We start from the raw sequence: 21,175 nt of genomic DNA, 5'->3' as shown, positions 1-21,175 counted from the left end.
TTAATAATATTAATTGTTCGCATTTGTCGCTTTGAGAAAGAAATCTCCCGATTTTACATCAGAAGCTAGCTGCTCTAAAGTTGTATTTTTAAGCATTTCTAACAGCAGTCCTCGTATTTTCTTGAACTCGTGGTGAACTGGGCACGGATGTTCTTCGGAGCATTCTTTTAACCCAATTCCGCAGCCACTATAAATTTTGTTTCCATCAATAGCATCTACAATCTGAATTAATTTAATCGATTTTGCTGCCTCTGGCGAAACTTCAAATCCGCCTCCTACTCCTTTTGTCGAATTAATTATGCCGTTTTTGGTTAAAATCTGCATAATCTTGGCTGTAAAGGGTTCTGGCGAATCAATCTCTTTCGCAACGTCTTTTATCCCAACTCTAATCCCTTTAGAAGATTTGGTTGCAATAAATATTGAAGCTCTTATTCCATATTCACACGCTTTTGAAAACATACATCCTTAATTAATTCCTGACAAAGATAGAAAGGTTTTATATAAAAGACAAATTTATCTTTAATTAATTTTCCACCTATTAAATATTATTTATAATGAAACTAATTAGTACTAATAATTACACATATTCATCATTGAATTCTTATAAAACCCAATTTTAATTTTAACTTTGAGAGTATTAAATTTTAAATATTTAACAAATGCCTTTAAGCAATTCAAAAGATTTAAAACTGGCAGTCCTTATTGATGCAGACAATGTGCCATACAGCAATGTAAAAGGCATGATGGAAGAAATTGCAAAATTGGGAACGCCCACTACGAAAAGGATTTATGCCGACTGGACAAAACCAAATGCAAATGGTTGGAAAGGCGTTTTATTAGAACATGCCATTACCCCTATTCAGCAATATAGTTACACGGTTGGAAAAAATTCATCCGATTCTGCATTAATTATTGACGCAATGGATTTGCTATACTCTGGAAAATTAGACGGATTCTGTATTGTTTCCAGCGACAGTGATTTTACACGTCTTGCCATTCGGCTTCGAGAGTCTGGCATGAAAGTAATTGGCATAGGCGAAAAGAAGACACCGAGTTCATTTATTGTAGCCTGCGACCGATTTATTTACATTGAAGTTTTAGATGGCGCCATTCAAAAGAAAAAACCAAAAACAGTTGCCACTGACACCAAAAAACCTGCTGAAAAACCTGCTGAAAAAGCACTTCATAAAATTGACAAACAGACTATTGAGCTCATTGAAGCTACCATCGAAGATATTGAAGATGATGATGGCTGGGCATTTTTGGGAGATGTCGGAAATCTGATTGTGAAGAAAAAACCAGAATTTGACCCTCGAAATTATGGTTTCTCTAAATTGACACCAATGCTTAAATCATTGACTGATATTTTGGAAATCGATGAAAGAGAGTCAGACAAAAAAGGAATCAAACACGTTTATGTACGTTTAAGATTCAACTAATTATCGCATTTATTCCCTATTTAATTTTTTAAAAACATGAGAAAAAAATTCTTTATTTACGGATTCTTATTGTTTCTAATTGTTGCTGCAATTTATTATTACACTGGACGAGGTTATTTACTCGTATTTATTATTCCGCTTTTGCTAATTGTCGGAGCTTACAATGCCTCTCAGGAAAAACATGCTATTTTAAGAAACTTTCCTGTTTTGGGTTATTTCAGATATTTATTTGAAATGATCGCGCCTGAGATTCAGCAATATTTTATCGAAAGATCTACAGACGGAAAACCTTTTTCTAGAAACCAGCGTTCATTAGTTTATCAAAGAGCAAAAAACATTGATTCGAGTACTCCGTTCGGAACGCAATTAAACTTAAATACAGAAAGTTACGAAGGAATAAAACATTCTATTTTCCCGGCAAAAGTAAACGAAGAATTACCTCGTGTTTTGGTTGGAGGAAAAGATTGTAAACAGCCTTATTCTGCTTCTTTATTTAATGTTTCCGCAATGAGTTTTGGTTCGTTGAGCGAACATGCAGTTCGCGCCATCAATATTGGAGCAAAAAAGGGAAATTTCTACCAAAATACGGGAGAAGGTGGATTAACTGAGTTTCACCTTGAAGGTGGCGGAGATATTACCTGGCAGATTGGAACAGGTTATTTTGGCTGTCGAGATGCCGAAGGTAATTTCAGTCCCGAAAACTTCTCAGAAAAAGCAAATCTTCCAAACGTAAAAATGATCGAGATTAAGCTTTCTCAAGGTGCAAAACCAGGTCACGGAGGTGTTCTTCCAGCTAAGAAAAACACAGAACAGATTGCTAAAATTAGAGGTGTTGTACCGCACACTATGATTCTTTCTCCTCCTGGACATCACGCTTTTTCTGATGCTAACGGATTAATTCAGTTTATTAAACAATTACGTGATCTATCTAATGGCAAACCAATCGGATTTAAATTATGCATTGGAAATACAGCCGAATTTGAAGCTATTTGTCAGGAAATGATCAATGAAGACACCTATCCAGATTTTATAACTGTTGACGGTGCAGAAGGCGGAACAGGTGCTGCTCCTCTTGAATTTGCAGATGGTGTCGGAATGCCTTTTGAGCCTGCATTGATTTTTGTGAATAAAACTTTGGTGCGTTTAGGTATTCGCGATAAAATGCGCATTATTGGAAGCGGAAAAATTATTTCTGGCTATTCCATTTTACACGCGATTGCTTTGGGTGCAGATATGTGTAATAGTGCGAGAGGATTTATGTTTTCTTTAGGTTGCATTCAGGCCTTACGCTGTCATAATAATGAATGCCCAACAGGAGTGGCAACTCAAAATAAAATGCTGATGAAAGGTTTGGTTGTTACCGATAAATCAGAAAGGGTATTTCACTTTCATAAAAATACACTTCACTCTGCAAATGAACTTTTAGCTGCTGCTGGAAAAACGTCATTTGCTGATGTTGATATCAACATTTTTATGCGTGGAGATGAGTTTACCAATTTATCTGAACTCTATTTCCCTGATAATTTGAAAAACGTTACCCAGTTCTCATAAAAAAATCCTCTTCAATTGAAGAGGATTTTTTTTCTATACTATTTGGGTTATAATTTCGCTGTTTCTTTACCTGCGCTGGTATTTCCTTCTAAAGCCGCTAATTCTTCTTTATCTACTACTTCTTGTGCCAAAATAGCATTATTATAAGCTAAGAAATAGACGTCGAACTTTACTCCTTCAGCAATAAGAGAAGATGAAATTTGGTCATTCTTGATCATCTCTTTTAACAAATCTGGAAAAGATTCTTTGTAGGCTAATTTGTTTGCATCGTTTTCTTCCAAATTTGTTTCAATTCTAATTTCGATTTTATTATCATTTAGAAAAGCTTTTGCCGATGTGCTCGTAATTCCACTTCCCTTTATAGAAGAAGAATTATTGTAATTACTTACATGTTCCTGAATTTTCTGCTTGGTATTTTTACAGCTTACTAAAAATAATGCAAAAGCAATTGCAAATGCGATTTGGGTAATTTTTTTCATAATTTTTTGGTTTAATATTTATTTTTTAACTCAAACATAATTAATTTATAACATAAAACCAATATGAATTTATAAAAAAGACATATGTAATTCTTTGAATGCAAACCGTTTATACTCGTAAAATGCAAATATTTGTAAGAATAAAAAAGCTATTTTAAATTTTAATTTTTAGCTGTAAATACAAAAAAGTCTCTTTAAATAAACTTTAAAGAGACTTTCAATATGTAAGAATTTAAAAATATTTTATTTTTTTTAATCGATCTATTATTTCAAAATATATTTAAGAGATTCTCCTGTGAGCACCTCTTTATCTAAAACAGTATTATCATTTGCTAAAAAGTAAACATCAAATTGAACTCCCTCTTCTATTAATTGTCTTGGAATCTGATCTTTTTCAATCATTGATCTTATCAATCTTACAAATGATATAGAAGAAGCTAATTTATTGCCTTCATTTTGGTCTAAACCAGTTTCAAATCGCAATTCAATTTTATTATCATTAATATAACCTCTTGCGGTAGTAAGCGTTACATTTTCGGCTCTAAAACTTGGAGCAATGCTTTTGTTGTACGTAACAACATATTCTTGAAGTTTCTGTTTGGTATTTTTACAGCTCGCAAGCATTAATACCATCATTATTGCGAAAGCAATTTGGCTTATTTTCTTTAGCATAATATTCTATTTTAATTTTTGAAGTCTTAATAATGCCTCAAGATAGTAATAATCTGCGTAATTTATAGAACAATCTATTTCGCTGTTTGCAGGTTTATGTCCCGTCGAATGCAGTAAAAATGCCGAATTAACATCATTACTCTGATAATCGTTTGAAAGCGACACAATCATCTTTTTTGCTTTTGTCAAATATTCAGCTTTTAAATTCTTGTCTTTTGTGTACGAACTTAATTCTAAAAGCGCTGAAGAAACAATAGCCGCCGCCGAAGCGTCACGAGGTTCGTTAGGAATATTTGGCGCATTAAAATCCCAATACGGAACTAAATCTTCTGTAGTTAATTTATCCAGATAAACACGAGCTAATTTATGGGCAAAATCTAAAAACTTAACGTCTTTTGTTTCTCTGTACGTCATTGTAAAACCATAAATCGCCCAAGCCTGACCTCGCGCCCACATACTGTCATCGCTATATCCTTGTGCTGTTCTTCCTTTTATCTTTTTTCCAGTTTCGAAATCGTAAATTACAACATGATACGAAGTGTTATCTGGTCTAAAATGATTGGCCATTGTGGTTTCAGCATGTTTAACTGCTATATCGTATAATTTTTTACTTCCTCCATTTTTTGAAGCCCAAAACAAAAGCTCCAAATTCATCATATTATCAATAATCGTATTATGCCCTCCCATTTTGTTATGAGGCCAAGATTGAATGGTTCCCACTTTCGGATTAAAAAGCGTTGCCAATGTATCTGCTGTCCTTAATATAATTTGTTTGTATTCTGGATTTTTAGTCAATCTATATCCGTTTCCAAAACTATTAAAAACCTGAAAACCTAAATCATGATCACCCGCTTTGCTGACAGATAATGGCGTTAAAAAACGACTGAATTTATCGGCTTCTTTTTCCCATTTTTTATCTTTAGTTGCTTCATACAAAAACCATAATTCTCCAGGCCAGAATCCGCTTGTCCAGTCTTTATAGCCAACAAATTTCCATTCTTTGCTTCCGTTTGGAACTGTTCTCGGAGAAGTTCCATCATCTGGAATCACTTTTAAGGTTTTTGAAGCTTGCTCTGTGCAATAATCCAATTGTTTTTTAATATTAAACGTTTTGTCTTTCTGAGAATAACATTGATTTCCTAGAAGCAACAAAGCTAAAATCAGAGTAAAAAATTTTGCATTCATGTGGTTGATAGTTTGTTTAATCGATAAATTTAGGAAATAAAGTGAATCTAATTGGGTTTTGTATTTTTGTTCGACCTAATATGTACAATTAATACCGTAATTTCTATTTTGAACAAAACCAGAATTACCTATTTCCTAGTTTTTCTAAGCATCATTTTCCTTGGAATCCTTTCTAGAAAAATTTCTTTTATCCCCTTATGGATTGGCGATTTTCTATACGCTGTCATGATTTATTTTCTGGTTCGGATATTTCTTCCCTTCAAAAATGCTTTCGCGATTGCGTTCCTTTCTCTTTTGATTTGTTATGGAATTGAATTTCTACAATTATATCAAGCCGATTGGATTGTAGCACTTAGAAAAACACTTTTTGGAAGATATGTTTTAGGCCAAGGGTTTCTTTGGGAAGATATTCTGGCTTATACTTTTGGAATTCTTGCAGTTTTTGTTTTTGAAACAATAACTTTGAATTATTTCAATCAAAAGTCTGTGTAATTTTTTCAATGTTTAAACTGTTCGCCATTGCCATGAATATTTGATGATACGTTCCTTTATTATCATACAATTCGTCATGAGTTCCTTTTTCTACGCATCTACCTTTTTCTAAAACGATAATATTAGAAGCGTCGATAATCTGAGAAATACTATGCGATATTATAATTACGGTTCTATCTTTTTTGATAGCATCCAGAGACTTTTTAATTTGTTCTGTTGCAATAGCATCCAAACTTGCTGTTGGCTCATCAAGGAAAATAATTGGCGGATTTTTGAGAAATAATCTAGCAATCGCAATACGTTGTTGTTGGCCACCTGAAAGCAAATGCGCATCAGAATCGTAACCTTTGGGCAATTGAATAACCTGGTCGTGAATATAGGCTTGCTTTGCAGCTTCTATAACTTCATCTTTTGAAGCTTCTGGTTTTCCATATAAAATATTCTCTAAAATTGTACCTTTAAAAATGTGATTTTTTTGAAGCACCAAACCAATATTTTTACGCAGAAAATCGGTATTATATTCAACTAAATCCACTCCATCCAAAAATATCTGACCAGTTGAAGGCAAGTAAAATTTATCCAATAAATTAATAATGGTACTTTTTCCAGCACCGCTTAATCCGACCAAAGCAGTGGTTTCATTTGGCTTTACAGTGAAATTAATATCATAAAGCGCCTGAGTTCCGTTTGGATATACAAAATCTACATTTTTCACTTCTATTAATCCAACAATTTTTTCCGGGATGTAATTACCGCTAGTTTCTGTCTCATGCTCTGCTTCTAAAATATCAAAGAACCCTTCAGAATAAATTAATGCATCATTTACCTCGTCATAAATTCGGTGTAATTGTCTAATTGGCGATGAAACATTATTAAAGAGCATAATATGAAACATAATCGCACCAATTGTCATTTGATTATTCAAAACAAAATAAGCCGTTAGAATAATGATAATTACTACTCCTATCTGTTCAACAAAGCTTTTTATACTTTCAAAAATAAAACTGGTTTTTCTGGTTTGCAGCTGATTTTCGGTCATTTCAAATTGTATCCTTTCATGACGATCGGCTTCTGTAGATTCGCGTACAAAAGACTTAATCACCGTTATCGATTCAATTAAACTGATGATTCCATTATTTTTAGTTTCGCGATACTTACGCATTCTTCGTCGGAATCCGCTCAATCTCGTTGCCTGCAATTGACTGATATAAAAATAAATCGGAATAATACATAAACTTACCAAACCCACATAAACATTGGCATAAAACATAATTACCAAAGCCACAAAAGCGTTTGCAAATAATGGTAAAATATCAATAAAGAAGTTTTGCACCAATCTGGTTAAACTGCTTATTCCAGCATCAATTCTAGTCTGCAGTTTTCCACTTTCATTTTCATCTGAAGTATAGAACTCCATTCTGTAACTTAGAATTTTTTCTACTATGGTCTGAGAAATATCACGCGTAATAAAAATACGGAGTTTTTCACCATAGAATTTCTGTCCAAATTGAACTACAGAATTAACCAATTCTTTAGTTAACAAAACAATACTAATTATACCAAGTAAATGAAATCCTTTGGATAATGGTTCGTGAGCTACCATCAAATTATTTATAGTATCGACAGTATATTTTAAAATTACAGCATTTACCTGTGCTGCAAACGAACCTAAGAAAGTTAATAGTAAAGTTGCAATTACCATTTTTCTGTACGGCTTTACAAAAGGCAGGATTTTTTTATAAAGTACTGATAATTGCATTTATTTGAATTTTAGCTAACATATCAAATATAAGAATTCTAAATTTGTGTTGAAAATCATTTAAACACATAATGCTATGAAACTCGTTTTCGCCTCAAACAACAAAAATAAAATCGCCGAAATTCAAAGTATGCTTCCTGAAAGCATCAAAATATTAAGTTTAGAAGAGATTAATTGTTTAGAGGACATTCCTGAAACGGCAGATACCATTGAAGGAAACGCAATTTTAAAAGCAGATTATGTAACCCAGAAATATGGTTATGATTGTTTTGCAGATGATACAGGTCTCGAAGTAAATGCTTTAAATGGAGAACCTGGCGTATATTCTGCACGATATGCAGGAGAGCAAAAAAATGCAGACGACAACATGAACAAGCTTTTAGACGCTTTAAAAAATGAAGAAAATCGTGACGCCCAATTCAAAACTGTTATAACTTTAAACCTAAATGGAAAACAATTTTTATTTACCGGAATTGCAAAAGGAGAAATTACTTTAGCCAAAACAGGTACAAATGGTTTTGGATACGACCCCATTTTTAAACCAGAAAATTTTAACGAGACCTTTGCAGAACTGCCTTTGGAAACCAAAAATACGATTGGTCACCGCGGAAAAGCAGTTCAGCAACTAATTGATTTCCTGACTACCACAAAATAATTGTTTCAAATACAACATTTTAAAGCTCAAATTTTACATTTTCAGACGTGTTTTTAGGGCAAATTCTGGATTTTTTGCAAAAAATCATTTTACCAAAATCGTAACTTTTTGATAATCAAATCATAACAAATACATAATTCTTGAAATTGCATTAGTTTATCTGAATAATTAACAGTAATTTTGCACCCTATTTTAAATACATATATGAATAAATTTGAACAATTAGGATTGAATGAATCGTTACTGAAGGCGATTTTAGATCTAGGATTTGAAAATCCGTCAGAGGTACAGGAAAAGGCGATTCCCCTATTATTGGAAAAAGACACAGATATGGTTGCGTTGGCTCAGACAGGGACAGGGAAAACGGCAGCTTTCGGTTTTCCGCTAATTCAAAAAATTGATGCTGACAATAGAAACACACAAGCATTAGTTTTATCGCCAACACGAGAACTTTGTTTACAGATTACCAACGAACTTAAAAACTACTCAAAATACGAAAAAGGTATTAATGTGGTAGCAGTTTACGGCGGGGCTAGTATTACAGAGCAAGCTAGAGAGATTAAAAGAGGCGCACAAATTATTGTGGCTACTCCAGGAAGAATGCAAGACATGATTAACAGAGGTTTAGTTAACATTAAAAATATAGATTACTGTATTCTTGATGAAGCGGATGAGATGTTGAACATGGGATTCTATGAAGACATCGTATCTATTTTATCAGATACTCCAGATGAAAAAAGCACATGGTTGTTCTCTGCAACGATGCCACAAGAGGTTGCTAGAATTGCAAAACAATTTATGAGCGAACCAGTTGAGATTACAGTTGGAGCTAAAAATTCAGGTTCATCAACAGTTTCTCACGAATTTTATTTAGTAAATGCTCGTGACCGTTACGAAGCTTTAAAACGTTTAGCTGATGCTAATCCAGACATTTTCTCTGTAGTTTTCTGTCGTACAAAAAGAGACACGCAAGCTATCGCTGAGAAATTAATTGAAGATGGATATAGCGCCGCTGCGTTACACGGAGACTTATCTCAAGCACAACGTGATGGTGTAATGAAATCGTTCCGTGGAAGACAAATTCAGATGCTTGTTGCTACTGATGTTGCTGCACGTGGTATTGACGTTGATAACGTAACTCACGTTGTTAACTATCAATTGCCTGACGAAATTGAAACATACAACCACCGTTCGGGCCGTACTGGTAGAGCTGGAAAATTAGGTACTTCTATTGTAATTGTTACAAAAAGCGAGTTACGTAAAATTTCTTCTATCGAGAGAATCATCAAACAGAAATTCGAAGAAAAAACGATTCCATCTGGAATTGAAATCTGCGAAATTCAGTTGTTACACTTAGCAAACAAAATTAAAGATACTGAAGTTGATCACGAAATTGACAACTATTTACCAGCAATCAATAATGTTCTTGAAGATTTATCTAAAGAAGAATTGATCAAAAAAATGGTTTCAGTAGAATTTAACCGTTTCATCGCATACTACAAAAAGAACAGAGATATTTCTACTCAATCTTCAGACAGACGCGAAAGAGGTGATTCTGAACCAAGAGAATTCAGCAATAATGGAGCAGTTCGTTATTTCGTGAACATTGGCTCTAGAGACAACTTCGACTGGATGTCATTAAAAGATTACTTGAAAGAAACATTAGACTTAGGTCGTGATGATATCTTTAAAGTTGACGTAAAAGAAGGATTCTCATTCTTTAATACTGATCCTCAATTTACTGATAAAGTAATGGATGTTTTAAACAACGTTCAATTAGAAGGTCGTCGTATCAATGTTGAGATTTCTAAAAATGATGGTGGTGGAAGACGTGATCACAACAACCGTGGTGGCGGAAGACGTGATTCTGGAAGAAGAGACGGAAACTTCGCTCCAAGACGTGAAGGCGGATTTAGAAGTGATAGAAATTCTTCTAGAGACGGCGGATCACGCGAAGGCGGATCTCGTGACGGAGGTTTTAGAGGCGACAGAAATTCTGCTCCAAGAAGAGAAGGCGGTTTTAGAAGCTCTGCTCCAAGAAGCGAAGGTGGCTCTGACAGAGCACCAAGACGTTCTGAAAACTTCGGCGACAGCTCAAGACCAAGAAGATCTAGAAGAGATTAATAACTTAATTTCTTAAAATACAAAATCCCAAATTCCAAACACACTTGGAAGTTGGGATTTTTTTATATACAGAATTTTACACGTTATAAATAAGTTTTACAATCCAAAACAATAGAATCTAACTCTCTATCCCTTTTTATTTAACACAAAAAAAGCAATACTGCAGCCTTTGTTAATTTTCTTATAATTAAATTCCAAGACTGCGAGATATTTAATCCCGATTTACTACTTTTAGTGCTTTAAATCAGGATATGAAATATTTCGCAGTTTTCTTTTTTACACTTCTCGCCAACATTGGTTTTGCACAAGATACGCAAGATGCACAGCCAACAGTTCCACAAAGAGTTTCAGGTTACGTTATTAATGACGACAGCAAACAACCACTGGCTGGCGTAAATATCATTAACACCAACAAAGTGCGTGGTGCAAAATCTGACGAAAAAGGGTATTTTGAAATTGACGTGCAAGTAAACGATACACTTCATTTTTCTATTCTAGGATTTCAATCACTAAGAATTAGAGTTACAAATGACTGGATTAAGAATAAAGTGACTAGAATTCAGCTTACAGAAAAAGCAATTGCTTTGGAAGAAGTTGTTATTGCTCCTTTCTCTTTGACAGGATATCTTGAAATTGATTCTAAATTAATTCCAACAAAAGAAAACTATCGTTACAGTATTTCGGGACTTACTCAAGGTTACGAAGCTGGAGAATATGCTCCAAATGCTTTTGGAAAAGTTCTCGGTTCTATTTTTAACCCCGCTGATATGCTTTATAATTTCTTCGGAAAAAATGGTAAAGAACTCAAGAAGCTGAAGGAAATGAAAAAAGATGATACGGTAAGAACGCTCTTAGAATCAAAATACGATCGTGAAACAGTTGCCGTATTATTAGGAGTAAGCAAAGATGAAATCCCTGAAATTATGCATCGCTGTAACTATTCCGATTCTTTCATCCAGACCGCAAATGATCTTCAGATTATGGACGCAATCAGCGCTTGTTATGAACAATATAAAGTATTAAAACGCAATTAAACTTTTAATACCAATAAAAGAACATCTAAATCCTCAATTTTTAAAATTGGGGATTTTTTTTGGCGTTTCGGATTTTAAAAACCTTACATTTACTTACAAAACAGCAAAATCAATATTATGGCAAAAGGTCAAGACGCTAAAAAAACAGCAAAAAAAGAACCGTTAAAAACGGCTAAAGAAAAGAAAGAAGAAAAGAGAGAAAAGAAAAATACTCCTAAGAGGGATTAATTTTTAGTCTCAGTTTACAGTCTCAGTTTACAGTTCTTCTAAACTGATTACCGAGACTGCGACTGAATACTAATATTATTTAACTGGAATATTAGAAAGGATTTCTAACACAAATTTCCAGTATTTCTGTGCAGAAGAAATACTTGCTCTTTCGTCTGGAGAGTGTGCTCCATGAATTGTTGGACCGAAAGAAATCATGTCCATATCAGGGTAATTTGTTCCTAAAATTCCGCATTCTAAACCTGCATGGCAAGCCACAACTTTAGGCTGTTCTCCATTTTGTTTTTCGTAGATCTCTTTTAAGACTTCTAAAATTTCAGAATTCACATTTGGTGTCCATCCTGGATAAGAACCAGAAAGCTCCACTTCGCACCCAACCAGTTCAAAAGCAGAACGTAAAGAATTTGCCAAATCAAATTTCGAAGATTCAACAGAAGAACGTGTTAAACATCCTACCAAGATTTCTCCATCTTTAATAACTACACGAGCAATATTATTTGAAGTTTCAACCAAATCGGCCATATCAGCGCTCATTTTGTAAACTCCATTCTGAGCCGCATAAATCGCTCTGATAATTCCTTCCTGTACACCTAAATCCATCACTTTTTCAGGCAAATCACCTTTTACGATTTCAATAGTCAAATTAGGCTCGGTTGTTTTATATTCAGCTTTGATATCAGAAATAATTTCCTGCATATCATAAACATAAGCTTCATCAAACATTTGAGAAATAACCACTTTTGCAACACTTTCTCGCGGAATTGCATTTCTAAGGCTTCCTCCGTTGATCTCTACAACTTGTAAACCAAAGTTTTCAAATGCATCAAACAACAAACGGTTCATAATTTTATTAGCGTTTCCTAAACCTTTATGAATATCCATTCCTGAATGTCCGCCATTTAAGCCTTTTACTGTAATTGTATAGCCAACAGAACCTTCCGGAACCTCTTCTTCATGATAGGTTCTAGTTGCGGTTACGTCAATTCCACCAGCACATCCAATATCAATTTCATCATCCTCTTCTGTATCCAAATTCAATAAAATCTGACCTTGTAATATACCACCTTTTAGGTTTAAAGCACCTGTCATTCCTGTTTCTTCATCAATTGTAAATAAAGCTTCAATTGCAGGATGCGGAATATCTTTACTTTCTAGAATAGCCATAATAGTCGCCACTCCTAGCCCATTATCAGCTCCAAGTGTTGTACCGCGCGCGCGAACCCAGTCACCATCCACATACATGTCGATTCCTTGCGTATCAAAATCAAAGACAGTGTCTGCATTTTTTTGATGCACCATATCTAAATGCCCTTGCATTACAATTGGCTTACGATTTTCCATTCCTGGAGTAGCCGGTTTTCTGATGATTACATTTCTGATTTCATCTTCGAAAGTTTCTAAACCCAAGCTATTTCCAAAGTTCTTCATAAACTCAATTACGCGCTCTTCTTTTTTAGAAGGACGCGGAACGGCATTTAAATCTGCGAATTTATTCCAAAGTGCTTTAGGCTCCAGATTTCTAATTTCTTGACTCATTATATTTTGTTTGATGTTTAACAATTAAGAGCTTCAAAGTTACAAAGTTTATATTTTTTTTTCGCCACAAACTTCACGAATTAGCACTAATTATCCACTTTAAAATCAAATCTCACAAATACTATTCTTTTTAGTTGTAAATAATTGTGTTTATATTTACGTATCTAAAAATTATACTGTGAAATCAAAATACGTTTTACCTTTATTTCTCTTAGTTCAAATTATTTTTTACAAAATCCTACCATACTTTCCAGACTTCGTGGAAGGCTTTTACAGCAAAAATTTATTCGTTAGAATTTCTCACTTTTCAAGAACAATCTTAGGTAAAATTCCTTTTTCTGTCGGCGATATTATTTATGCTCTTTTAATGATTTCCATAATTACTTGGTTTTGGAAAGTCAGAAAAACTTGGAAAACAGATTGGAAGGATCATGTCCTTAAAATCTTAGGTAAGATCTCTGTTTTTTACTTTTTCTTTCACCTGCTTTGGGCTTTCAATTATTACCGTAAACCTCTTTTTGAAAAAATGGAAATCAAAAGAGAATATACCGATGCTGATCTTTTGGCTTTCACTAAAAGATTAATTGCAAAGACGAATGAAGTTCAGTTTCAAATTACAAAAAATGAAAGCTCTAAAATTGTCTTTCCATATTCACAGAAAGAGTCATTTAACATGATTTTAAACGGTTATGATAATTTAGCAAAGGAACATCCTTATTTTGAATACAAAACATTAAGCGTAAAAAAATCACTGTTCAGCCTTCCTTTAACTTATATGGGATTTGGCGGTTATTTAAATCCATTTACAAACGAAGCGCAAATTAACGACTTATTGCCAATGTACACTTTTCCACTAACTACATCTCATGAAATGGCGCATCAGATTGGTTTTGCAAGTGAAAGTGAATGCAATTTTATTGGCCTTTTAGCTTCTGTCAAAAATGACAATTTATATTATCAATATGCAGGATATAGTTTTGCATTACGCTACTGTTTAGGAATCTGGCAGTTTAAAAACGAGAAAATTTTTGAAATACTAAAGAAACAAGTAAATACTGGAATTTTAAAAAACTATCAAGAAGACCAAGATTTTTGGAAAAAACATGACACCTTTATAGATAAAGGTTTTCATTTTCTATGGGATAGTTTTTTAAAAACAAATAACCAAAAAGATGGAATGAAAAGCTATAGTAAGTTTATTGATTTGACGATTAATTACTACAAAACAAGAGAATTATAGTTTTTTTTTGCCACAGATTAAATGATTAAAAAGATTTTCTAATCTCTTTTAATCGCTAGCCTAAAAACAGAAATCGTTAAAATCGGTTCAATCTGTGGCAAAAAAATTAAACTCAACTGTAACAAAAATGATTTCATAACTACTAATACATTATGAGTGAAAATCTAGAACAGTCATTTGTTGCGCAGCTGCAGGCAAATCAGAATATAATCCACAAGATTTGTAGATTATATACTGCTGGCGAAGATGCTCATAAAGACCTGTTTCAAGAGATTACCATTCAGCTTTGGAAAGCTTATCCAAAATTTAGAGGCGACAGTAAATTTTCGACTTGGACCTATCGTGTTGCCTTAAACACAGCCATTACCTTATACCGAAAAACCAAAAGAACTATATCGACCGTAGATTATGAAAATCATCAGCATTTTGTAAAAGATGTTGACTATAATTATGAAGAAGAGGAACAGATAAAGCTGATGTATAAGGCAGTTTATCAATTAAATGACATCGAAAAGGCATTAGTTTTTATGTATTTAGAAGACAAAGATTATCAAGAAATAGCTGAAACTTTAGGAATCAGCGAAGTGAATGCACGCGTGAAAATGAACAGAATTAAAGGGAAACTTAAAAAAATACTAAATCCTTAAAAATTATTATGAAAGAACTGGATTTACTAAAAAAAGACTGGCAAAAGAACTCTGATTCTTTTCAACAAATTTCTGAAAATGAAATCTATAAGATGATTCATAGAAAGTCATCTTCAATTGTAAAATGGATTTTAATCATCAGCATTTTGGAGATTTCGTTTTGGACTTTTTCCAACTTGTTTATCAATACAGATGATGTATTGCGCAAAATGAATCATCCTGAAATAGTAACAGCTTTAGAGTTTCTAACCTACTTTAATTATGTTGTAGTATTGATCTTTGTTTACATTTTCTATAAAAATTACAGAACAATTTCGACCACAATAGCAACAAAATCATTGATGAGCGCTATTTTAAAGACCAGAAAAACAGTACAATATTATGTTTGGTATAATCTCGGAATGATTGTAATTACAGCAATTTTAAGCTTCTTTATTGCTTTTGTCTACAATCCAGATATGGAGTTTCTTAGAGAAAAATTAGCGATGAACGGAAAAGCCATGTTTGTTACTATAGGAATATTATTCCTTGTAATTTTAGGTTTCTTTGGATTATTCTGGTGTTTTTACAGAATTATTTACGGAACGCTTTTACGCAGATTATACGCTAATTATAAAGAGTTGAAGAAGATAGATTTTTAATCTAAGTTGCTAAGATTTTGAGATGCTAAGGTTCTAAGTTTTCTTTAAGACACAAAGATTTTAAGTTGCAAAGGGACAAAGTTTTTCCTAAATTGAAACCTAAAAACCATAAACCAGATACAAAATCGATTTTGTCACCCTGAGCGAAGTCGAAGGGCACAACGTTAAGCTTCGACTTCGCTCAGCCAGACAAAGCAAACTTGAAACCTGAAACTTTAAACAAAAAAACTATTCTAATAATCCCAACGCCTTAATTTATTCAGTTCCTCTTGTACTTTGATTTCTTCTGCAGGAATAACTTTTAAAAATGATGGATGTTGTTCAATTGCGTATTCTACTTTTTCTACAATTTGTTCGATTGTATCGTTTTCATAATCAATATCTAAAGGTTCTTTGATAATGAAAGATTGCAGTATTCCTTTTTTCTTCATTCGAAGTCCTTTTTTATCGAATGATCTGCGGAAACCGTCAATTACAATTGGAATAACAAGCGGTTTGTGCTGTTTGATAATATGTGCTGTTCCTTTACGAACTGGTTTGAATGATTTTGTTGTTCCTTGAGGAAAAGTAATAACCCAGCCGTCTTCTAGAGCAATTCGGATGTTTTCTGTATCGTTTGGATTTACATCACGCTTTTCTGTAACATCAACGCCTTTAGAACGCCAAGTTCTCTCAACTGTAATTGCACCAACATAAGCTAAGATTCTTGGCAGTAATCCAGCCTGCATGGTTTCTTTGGCCGCTACATAATAAATATTCATTTTTGGCTGCCACAAATAGCCTATATTCTTAATAGTGTCTTGACGCCCCGATAAACTCGCGTTAAAAACATGAAACATCGCTACAACATCTGCAAAATAAGTCTGATGATTGGATATAAATAAAACATTAGTGTCTGGGAGTGTTTTAATAATTTCAGATCCTTCAATCTGCAATTCATTAAAACCTCTATATCTTCTATGAGTCATGGCACCGAGAACTCGGATCAACCATTTCTTGATGAATAATATATGCCCAAAAGGATTTCGTTTAAACAATCCCATAACTAATTTATCTTATTTTTTTGTTAGGTCGCAAACATACAAAAATTATTCTTTTAGCAACACTTTAAAACAATTTCTCCAAATAACAGTTATCCAAATGAATATCAAATCATTAAATAAACTTTATCAAATTTCTTTTGCAATAGCGACATTCAAAACATCGCGCAATTCACTCAAAATCATTGCTGTGGCGCCCCAAACAACGTGATTTTGAATATTAAAGGCAGGAACTAAGATATTTGCTCCGTAAGAAGTTGATAATCTGGCTTCAATAATTATATCATCATTTAAAAAAACAGACAAAGGCAGTTCAATAATTGCAGCCACTTCTCTTATATCTGGATAAAAAGAAAGTTCTTCTGTAGCAATTCCTAAAAAAGGGTGCACCAAAAAATTACTTGGCGGAATATACATTGGGGAAAAATGTTTAATTATATTTATTTTATCCCTCGGTACTCCAACCTCTTCATGTGTTTCTCTAAGTGCGGTAGTTTCAAAATTTATATCTTCCTTTTCATATTTTCCTCCCGGAAATGCTATCTGAGCAGAATGAACTCCATCATAAGCATTTCTAACAATCAAAACCAAATGTGTTTTTTCTTCTTTCGGATAAAACAGCATCATTACTCCCGCCATTCTGGCGTTTAATGCATCAATATCAAGATTTTTTAATCCCTCTATACGCTCTTTCGGAGCCATTTTTAAGTGTGACGTCACTGCTGGTAATTCTAGCGGAATTATATTGGGAACATATTTCAAAAAGTCTTGAAAATTCATAATCAAAGCTTATTTTTGTATTTTCAAATAAATCATAAATATACTCCAGAAAACGCAGTACCGCAAGTTTTCTAATCTTAAAGCCTAAAAAAATGTACAGCAGAGAAGAATCGCAAAGAGTAAAAAGAGAATTTTGGGTAGCTTTTGCCGAAAAACACCCTCGCAAATGGGTGCTTTATGATACAAAGATCAAAGATTTTTCTTTTAAATTTTATGTAGATAATAAAAAAGCACAGGTTTTAATTGATATCGAACACAGAAGCGATGAAAAACGTATTGCCTACTTCGAAAAACTGGAAGCTTTAAAAAATATCCTAGAGGAAGAATTTATCAAAGATTTGGTTTTTGAAAAAAATTATACTCTTGAAAGCGGCAAAAACATCAGCCGAATTTGGGTAGAAAAACTTGGCGTTGGCTTCAGTAATAAAAACACTTGGGATACTATTTTTGATTTCTTCAACGAAAATATGCACGCTCTAGAAATGTTCTATTTAGAATATGATGAGTTTATTAAAGATGTGGATTCTTTTTAGTTTCTGAGATTCTGAGACGCTAAGATTCTAAGACACTGAGCTTTTTTTATATAGCAAACCCGACAGTTTTTAAAAATCTGTCGGGTTTATTATTTTATTAAATTCAAAAGACTTAGCATCTCAGAAACTTAGACCGTAATAATATTATAAACGATGATATGATCGTCGTAATTGATATAAAGCTGTTTTCTATAATCTTGTTTTTTTCGTGTAATAATTGACAGCTTGCATTCTTTTCCATCATTATCTTTGCACATAAAAGAATATACAATATCTGTGTCGTTTTCTTCTCTTTCGATGTAATCTAAAATACTGTAAAGCTGGATTTCTTGAGAATAAACTACAATTCTATGCTTATTGGTATCTAAAACAACTGAAAGATTTACTAAATCTAGATTGGACCACTCGCCCCATTTTCCTCTTTCATTTTTTTGTAGAACGCTAAATCCTGAAGTTTTAAAATGATATGACTGACTTTTAGCTTGTTGAAGGCCTAACACTAAAAAAAGTAATAGTATATATGTGCGTATAGAATTCATAGATTATTTCTTGCAGTCAATTAAAACTCAAATGTAGTCTTTTCTTTGGATGCGACTTCAAATTCGGCTATCATTTGTCGAATAATTTCTTCAACCGGCAAAATTTCATGAATCAGACCTGCAACCTGTCCAATCTCCAATTCTCCTTCATCCAAATCTCCTTCAAACATTCCTTTTTTGGCTCTTGCGCGTCCTAAAAGATGAACCAATTCTTCTTTAGAAGGACATTTTTGATACAAATCCTGAACATCCTGATAGAACTTATTTTTTACTAATCTTACAGGAGCCAATTCTTTCAAAGTCAGCTGCGTACCTCCTTCTGTAGTATTAACTATAGTATCTTTAAAATTATTGTGTGCCGAAGATTCAAAAGATGCTGCAAAACGGCTTCCAACCTGAACACCATCTGCGCCTAAAACCATTGCAGCAAGCATTCCTCTTCCTGTTGCAATTCCGCCCGCTGCAATTAAAGGAATTCGTATTTTTTCTTTCACCATCGGAATCAAAGTCAAAGTAGTCGTTTCTTCGCGTCCGTTATGTCCGCCCGCTTCAAAACCTTCAGCCACTACAGCATCAACACCAGCATCTTGCGCTTTTAAAGCAAAAACACTGCTACTTACCACGTGAACAACTGTAATACCTCTTTCTTTCAAAAAAGAAGTCCAAGTTTTCGGATTTCCTGCAGAAGTAAAAACAATTTTAACACCTTCATCAACCACAATATTCATAATTTCTTCGATGTTAGGATATAACATCGGAATATTGACACCAAAAGGTTTGTCTGTGGCTTTTTTACATTTTTGAATGTGTTCTCTAAGAACTTCTGGATACATAGAACCTGCACCAATAAGTCCTAAACCTCCTGCATTACTTACCGCCGAAGCCAATTTGTAACCGCTATTCCAGATCATTCCACCTTGAATGATTGGGTATTTTATATTAAAGAGTTGGGTAATTTTATTCATTAAAACTATTGCTTGATTATTTTTCCTGTTTTATGCAGATTATCAGCATCAAAACTATAAATATAAAGTCCGCTTTGAAGTGATTGCAAGGAAAGAACTGGATTTGAATTATTGATTTTTTCTTCGATTAATTTTTGCCCTAAAATAGAATAAATAGTTACCGATGCGGTATTGCTTTCGTTTAAAAAAGAAAACCAAACTTCACTCTTTGCAGGATTCGGATAGACCAAAAAAGAGGCTTCAGCTATAAAATCATCAACACCTAATGCTGTACCAAAATTCGGAATTCCATATCCATAGTTATTATCCGGATTTGCATATTTATCGGCAGAAGCCAAAATCATCTGTCTAATTTCTTGGTTTGTTTTTGATGGAAAAGCTTGCCACAATGAAGCCGCCATTCCTGCCATAATCGGACATGAAAATGAAGTTCCGCTTGCTGTACCAATAGTTCCATTTGCATCAGAAACTACCGCCGATGCTCCTTGTGCCATAACATCGGGCTTAATTCTGCCATCGTAACTTGGCCCGATTGAACTTGAACTAGCTCTTACTTTGTTAGCTGTAACTGATCCAATTGCCAAAACAGACACTGCATCGGCTGGAGCACCAATGTGCTTTTCAGTTTGAGTTCCTTCATTTCCAGCAGAAGCCAAAACTAATATTCCTTTACTAAAAGCGATTTCGGCACCACGCGAAATAAAAGTGGTAATTCCGTTCATATCGCTGTATGTATGATTGTACCTAACTTCATCTCGATCAAGAAAATATCCAAGCGAAGTTGTAATAATATCTACTCCCAAAGCGTCCGCTTTCTCCGCCGCTTCAACCCAAAGTGATTCTTCAAGAGGATTCTCATCAGCAACAATTTCAGTTATAAAAAGATAGTAGGAAGCGTTTGGAGCCGTCCCTATTAAAGCATTTTCTTTGTAACCGCCCATTGTAGAAAGCACTTTCGTTCCATGATCTCCTCCAGTATAGAAATTAGCATTTCGAGTGGTAAAATCGTATCCTCCTAGAATTTTATTATTATTTCTAAGATTTTCAAATGGTTGAGCGGTATTGACACCTGGAAATCCAGCATCTAAAACAGCAATAATTTTACCTTCTCCTGTGTAATTCTGTTGATGCAAAACCTGCCCATTCAACGTCTGAATTTGATTGGCAGAATTACCATAAGCATAATCAATAGCGGTTTGTATTTGTTTTTTCGTCTGATTGATTGCAGTTTCTGAAACTTTTTTTCCCGTAGTATTTAAAGTTCTATCTGCAAATTCTACTTTCTGAACAAAAGCTAACGCTTTTAAAGCATTAATATTAGCCTGAGTTCCCTGAATATGAAGCGCATTCAGCCATTTTGACTGTGCTTTTACCGTAATTCCTGTACTTGTTGAAATCTGATTAACATACGAGGCCTCTAAAGGAGCATCTGTAATATCCAAAACGATATTCTGGTTCGTTCTTCGATCCAGAGCTCTTTGCGAAAGTACAGCTTGAGGATTGTCATAAAAAGCCTGTACATTAGGTTTTCCGTTAAAATAAACCCATGCATCTTCTTGTGCAAATACTGTAAACGAAAGAAGTATTAAAAGAAAAGTAAAGTTACATCTCATTCATCTATACTTTTTAGGGATCT

Annotated in this window: 21 protein-coding genes; 10 read left to right on the top strand and 11 right to left on the bottom strand. The window is 33.8% G+C overall.

Annotated features, from left to right (window positions below):
* Positions 1-9 precede the first annotated feature (9 nt).
* Positions 10-459, bottom strand: a complete 450-nt coding sequence (locus NCC77_RS09785; protein ID WP_250835402.1) for an RrF2 family transcriptional regulator — start codon at positions 457-459, stop codon at positions 10-12.
* Positions 460-659: 200 nt separating this feature from the next.
* Here NCC77_RS09785 and NCC77_RS09780 point away from each other — a divergent pair, with 200 nt between their 5' ends.
* Together NCC77_RS09780 and NCC77_RS09775 are read left to right on the top strand one after the other, a co-directional pair.
* Entirely contained in the window at positions 660-1,439 is a 780-nt protein-coding gene (locus tag NCC77_RS09780; protein ID WP_250835401.1) for an NYN domain-containing protein, read from the top strand.
* Between the two features lie 36 nt (positions 1,440-1,475).
* Positions 1,476-2,990, top strand: a complete 1,515-nt coding sequence (locus tag NCC77_RS09775; protein ID WP_250835400.1) for an FMN-binding glutamate synthase family protein — start codon at positions 1,476-1,478, stop codon at positions 2,988-2,990.
* 47 nt (positions 2,991-3,037) lie between these two features.
* On the opposite strand, the gene NCC77_RS09770 is transcribed toward NCC77_RS09775, so the two are convergent.
* The 3 genes from NCC77_RS09770 to NCC77_RS09760 form a co-directional block, all read right to left on the bottom strand.
* Positions 3,038-3,469: a hypothetical protein gene (locus NCC77_RS09770; protein ID WP_250835399.1), complete on the bottom strand. Its 432-nt coding sequence runs from the start codon at positions 3,467-3,469 to the stop codon at positions 3,038-3,040.
* Positions 3,470-3,733: 264 nt separating this feature from the next.
* The gene (locus NCC77_RS09765; RefSeq protein WP_250835398.1) at positions 3,734-4,141 is read right to left on the bottom strand and encodes a hypothetical protein; all 408 of its coding nucleotides are present in this window, start codon (positions 4,139-4,141) and stop codon (positions 3,734-3,736) included.
* A gap of 6 nt (positions 4,142-4,147) precedes the next feature.
* Entirely contained in the window at positions 4,148-5,326 is a 1,179-nt protein-coding gene (locus NCC77_RS09760; RefSeq protein WP_250835397.1) for a glycoside hydrolase family 88 protein, read from the bottom strand.
* Between the two features lie 66 nt (positions 5,327-5,392).
* On the opposite strand from NCC77_RS09760, the gene NCC77_RS09755 reads away from it, so the two are divergent.
* The gene (locus tag NCC77_RS09755) at positions 5,393-5,818 is read left to right on the top strand and encodes a ribosomal maturation YjgA family protein (protein ID WP_250835396.1); all 426 of its coding nucleotides are present in this window, start codon (positions 5,393-5,395) and stop codon (positions 5,816-5,818) included.
* Here NCC77_RS09755 and NCC77_RS09750 read toward each other — a convergent pair.
* Positions 5,799-7,577, bottom strand: a complete 1,779-nt coding sequence (locus tag NCC77_RS09750; protein ID WP_250835395.1) for an ABC transporter ATP-binding protein — start codon at positions 7,575-7,577, stop codon at positions 5,799-5,801. The genes NCC77_RS09755 and NCC77_RS09750 overlap by 20 nt on opposite strands.
* A gap of 76 nt (positions 7,578-7,653) precedes the next feature.
* Here NCC77_RS09750 and NCC77_RS09745 point away from each other — a divergent pair, with 76 nt between their 5' ends.
* The 3 genes from NCC77_RS09745 (at position 7,654) to NCC77_RS09735 (ending at position 11,390) form a co-directional block, all read left to right on the top strand.
* Positions 7,654-8,232, top strand: coding sequence for a non-canonical purine NTP diphosphatase (locus tag NCC77_RS09745; protein WP_250835394.1), 579 nt, complete (start codon positions 7,654-7,656; stop codon positions 8,230-8,232).
* 204 nt (positions 8,233-8,436) lie between these two features.
* Positions 8,437-10,356 (top strand): DEAD/DEAH box helicase, encoded by a 1,920-nt coding sequence (locus NCC77_RS09740; RefSeq protein WP_250835393.1) that lies wholly within the window; start codon positions 8,437-8,439, stop codon positions 10,354-10,356.
* A gap of 251 nt (positions 10,357-10,607) precedes the next feature.
* The gene (locus NCC77_RS09735) at positions 10,608-11,390 is read left to right on the top strand and encodes a carboxypeptidase-like regulatory domain-containing protein (protein WP_095929943.1); all 783 of its coding nucleotides are present in this window, start codon (positions 10,608-10,610) and stop codon (positions 11,388-11,390) included.
* Positions 11,391-11,693: 303 nt separating this feature from the next.
* Here the strand turns inward: NCC77_RS09735 and NCC77_RS09730 are convergent, their stop codons facing one another.
* Positions 11,694-13,154: an aminoacyl-histidine dipeptidase gene (locus NCC77_RS09730; RefSeq protein WP_095929941.1), complete on the bottom strand. Its 1,461-nt coding sequence runs from the start codon at positions 13,152-13,154 to the stop codon at positions 11,694-11,696.
* A 178-nt stretch (positions 13,155-13,332) separates the two neighbouring features.
* Between NCC77_RS09730 and NCC77_RS09725 the strand changes: the two genes are divergently transcribed.
* From NCC77_RS09725 to NCC77_RS09715, 3 genes are all read left to right on the top strand, one after another.
* On the top strand, positions 13,333-14,394 hold the full coding sequence (locus tag NCC77_RS09725) for a DUF3810 domain-containing protein (protein WP_250835392.1): 1,062 nt from the start codon (positions 13,333-13,335) through the stop codon (positions 14,392-14,394).
* A 152-nt stretch (positions 14,395-14,546) separates the two neighbouring features.
* Positions 14,547-15,041 (top strand): RNA polymerase sigma factor, encoded by a 495-nt coding sequence (locus NCC77_RS09720; RefSeq protein ID WP_008462500.1) that lies wholly within the window; start codon positions 14,547-14,549, stop codon positions 15,039-15,041.
* Between the two features lie 8 nt (positions 15,042-15,049).
* Positions 15,050-15,682: a DUF8845 family protein gene (locus tag NCC77_RS09715; protein ID WP_095929939.1), complete on the top strand. Its 633-nt coding sequence runs from the start codon at positions 15,050-15,052 to the stop codon at positions 15,680-15,682.
* A gap of 233 nt (positions 15,683-15,915) precedes the next feature.
* Here NCC77_RS09715 and NCC77_RS09710 read toward each other — a convergent pair whose 3' ends face one another.
* Both NCC77_RS09710 and NCC77_RS09705 read right to left on the bottom strand, forming a co-directional pair.
* A complete protein-coding gene (locus tag NCC77_RS09710) occupies positions 15,916-16,725 on the bottom strand; it encodes a lysophospholipid acyltransferase family protein (protein ID WP_250835391.1) in 810 nt (269 codons plus the stop codon).
* Positions 16,726-16,851: 126 nt separating this feature from the next.
* Complete coding sequence (locus NCC77_RS09705) at positions 16,852-17,502, bottom strand: NUDIX hydrolase (RefSeq protein ID WP_250835390.1); 651 nt, start codon at positions 17,500-17,502, stop codon at positions 16,852-16,854.
* Positions 17,503-17,594: 92 nt separating this feature from the next.
* Here NCC77_RS09705 and NCC77_RS09700 point away from each other — a divergent pair, with 92 nt between their 5' ends.
* Positions 17,595-18,035, top strand: coding sequence for a DUF4268 domain-containing protein (locus NCC77_RS09700; protein ID WP_250835389.1), 441 nt, complete (start codon positions 17,595-17,597; stop codon positions 18,033-18,035).
* Between the two features lie 128 nt (positions 18,036-18,163).
* Here NCC77_RS09700 and NCC77_RS09695 read toward each other — a convergent pair whose 3' ends face one another.
* From NCC77_RS09695 to NCC77_RS09685, 3 genes are read right to left on the bottom strand one after another with little or no spacing between them, the layout of a single operon-like run.
* The gene (locus NCC77_RS09695) at positions 18,164-18,574 is read right to left on the bottom strand and encodes a hypothetical protein (RefSeq protein ID WP_095929935.1); all 411 of its coding nucleotides are present in this window, start codon (positions 18,572-18,574) and stop codon (positions 18,164-18,166) included.
* A 20-nt stretch (positions 18,575-18,594) separates the two neighbouring features.
* Positions 18,595-19,539, bottom strand: coding sequence for an NAD(P)H-dependent flavin oxidoreductase (locus NCC77_RS09690; RefSeq protein WP_250835388.1), 945 nt, complete (start codon positions 19,537-19,539; stop codon positions 18,595-18,597).
* A gap of 5 nt (positions 19,540-19,544) precedes the next feature.
* Positions 19,545-21,152 carry a S8 family serine peptidase gene (locus tag NCC77_RS09685; protein ID WP_250835387.1) on the bottom strand — a complete coding sequence of 536 codons (1,608 nt, stop codon included), beginning with the start codon at positions 21,150-21,152 and terminating at the stop codon, positions 19,545-19,547.
* Positions 21,153-21,175 lie beyond the last annotated feature (23 nt).

The organism is Flavobacterium tyrosinilyticum (genome assembly GCF_023656565.1).
Classification (GTDB): domain Bacteria; phylum Bacteroidota; class Bacteroidia; order Flavobacteriales; family Flavobacteriaceae; genus Flavobacterium; species Flavobacterium tyrosinilyticum.
The sequence above is the reverse complement of the archived record's forward strand: the minus strand, read 5'-3'. Positions and strand labels throughout refer to the sequence as shown.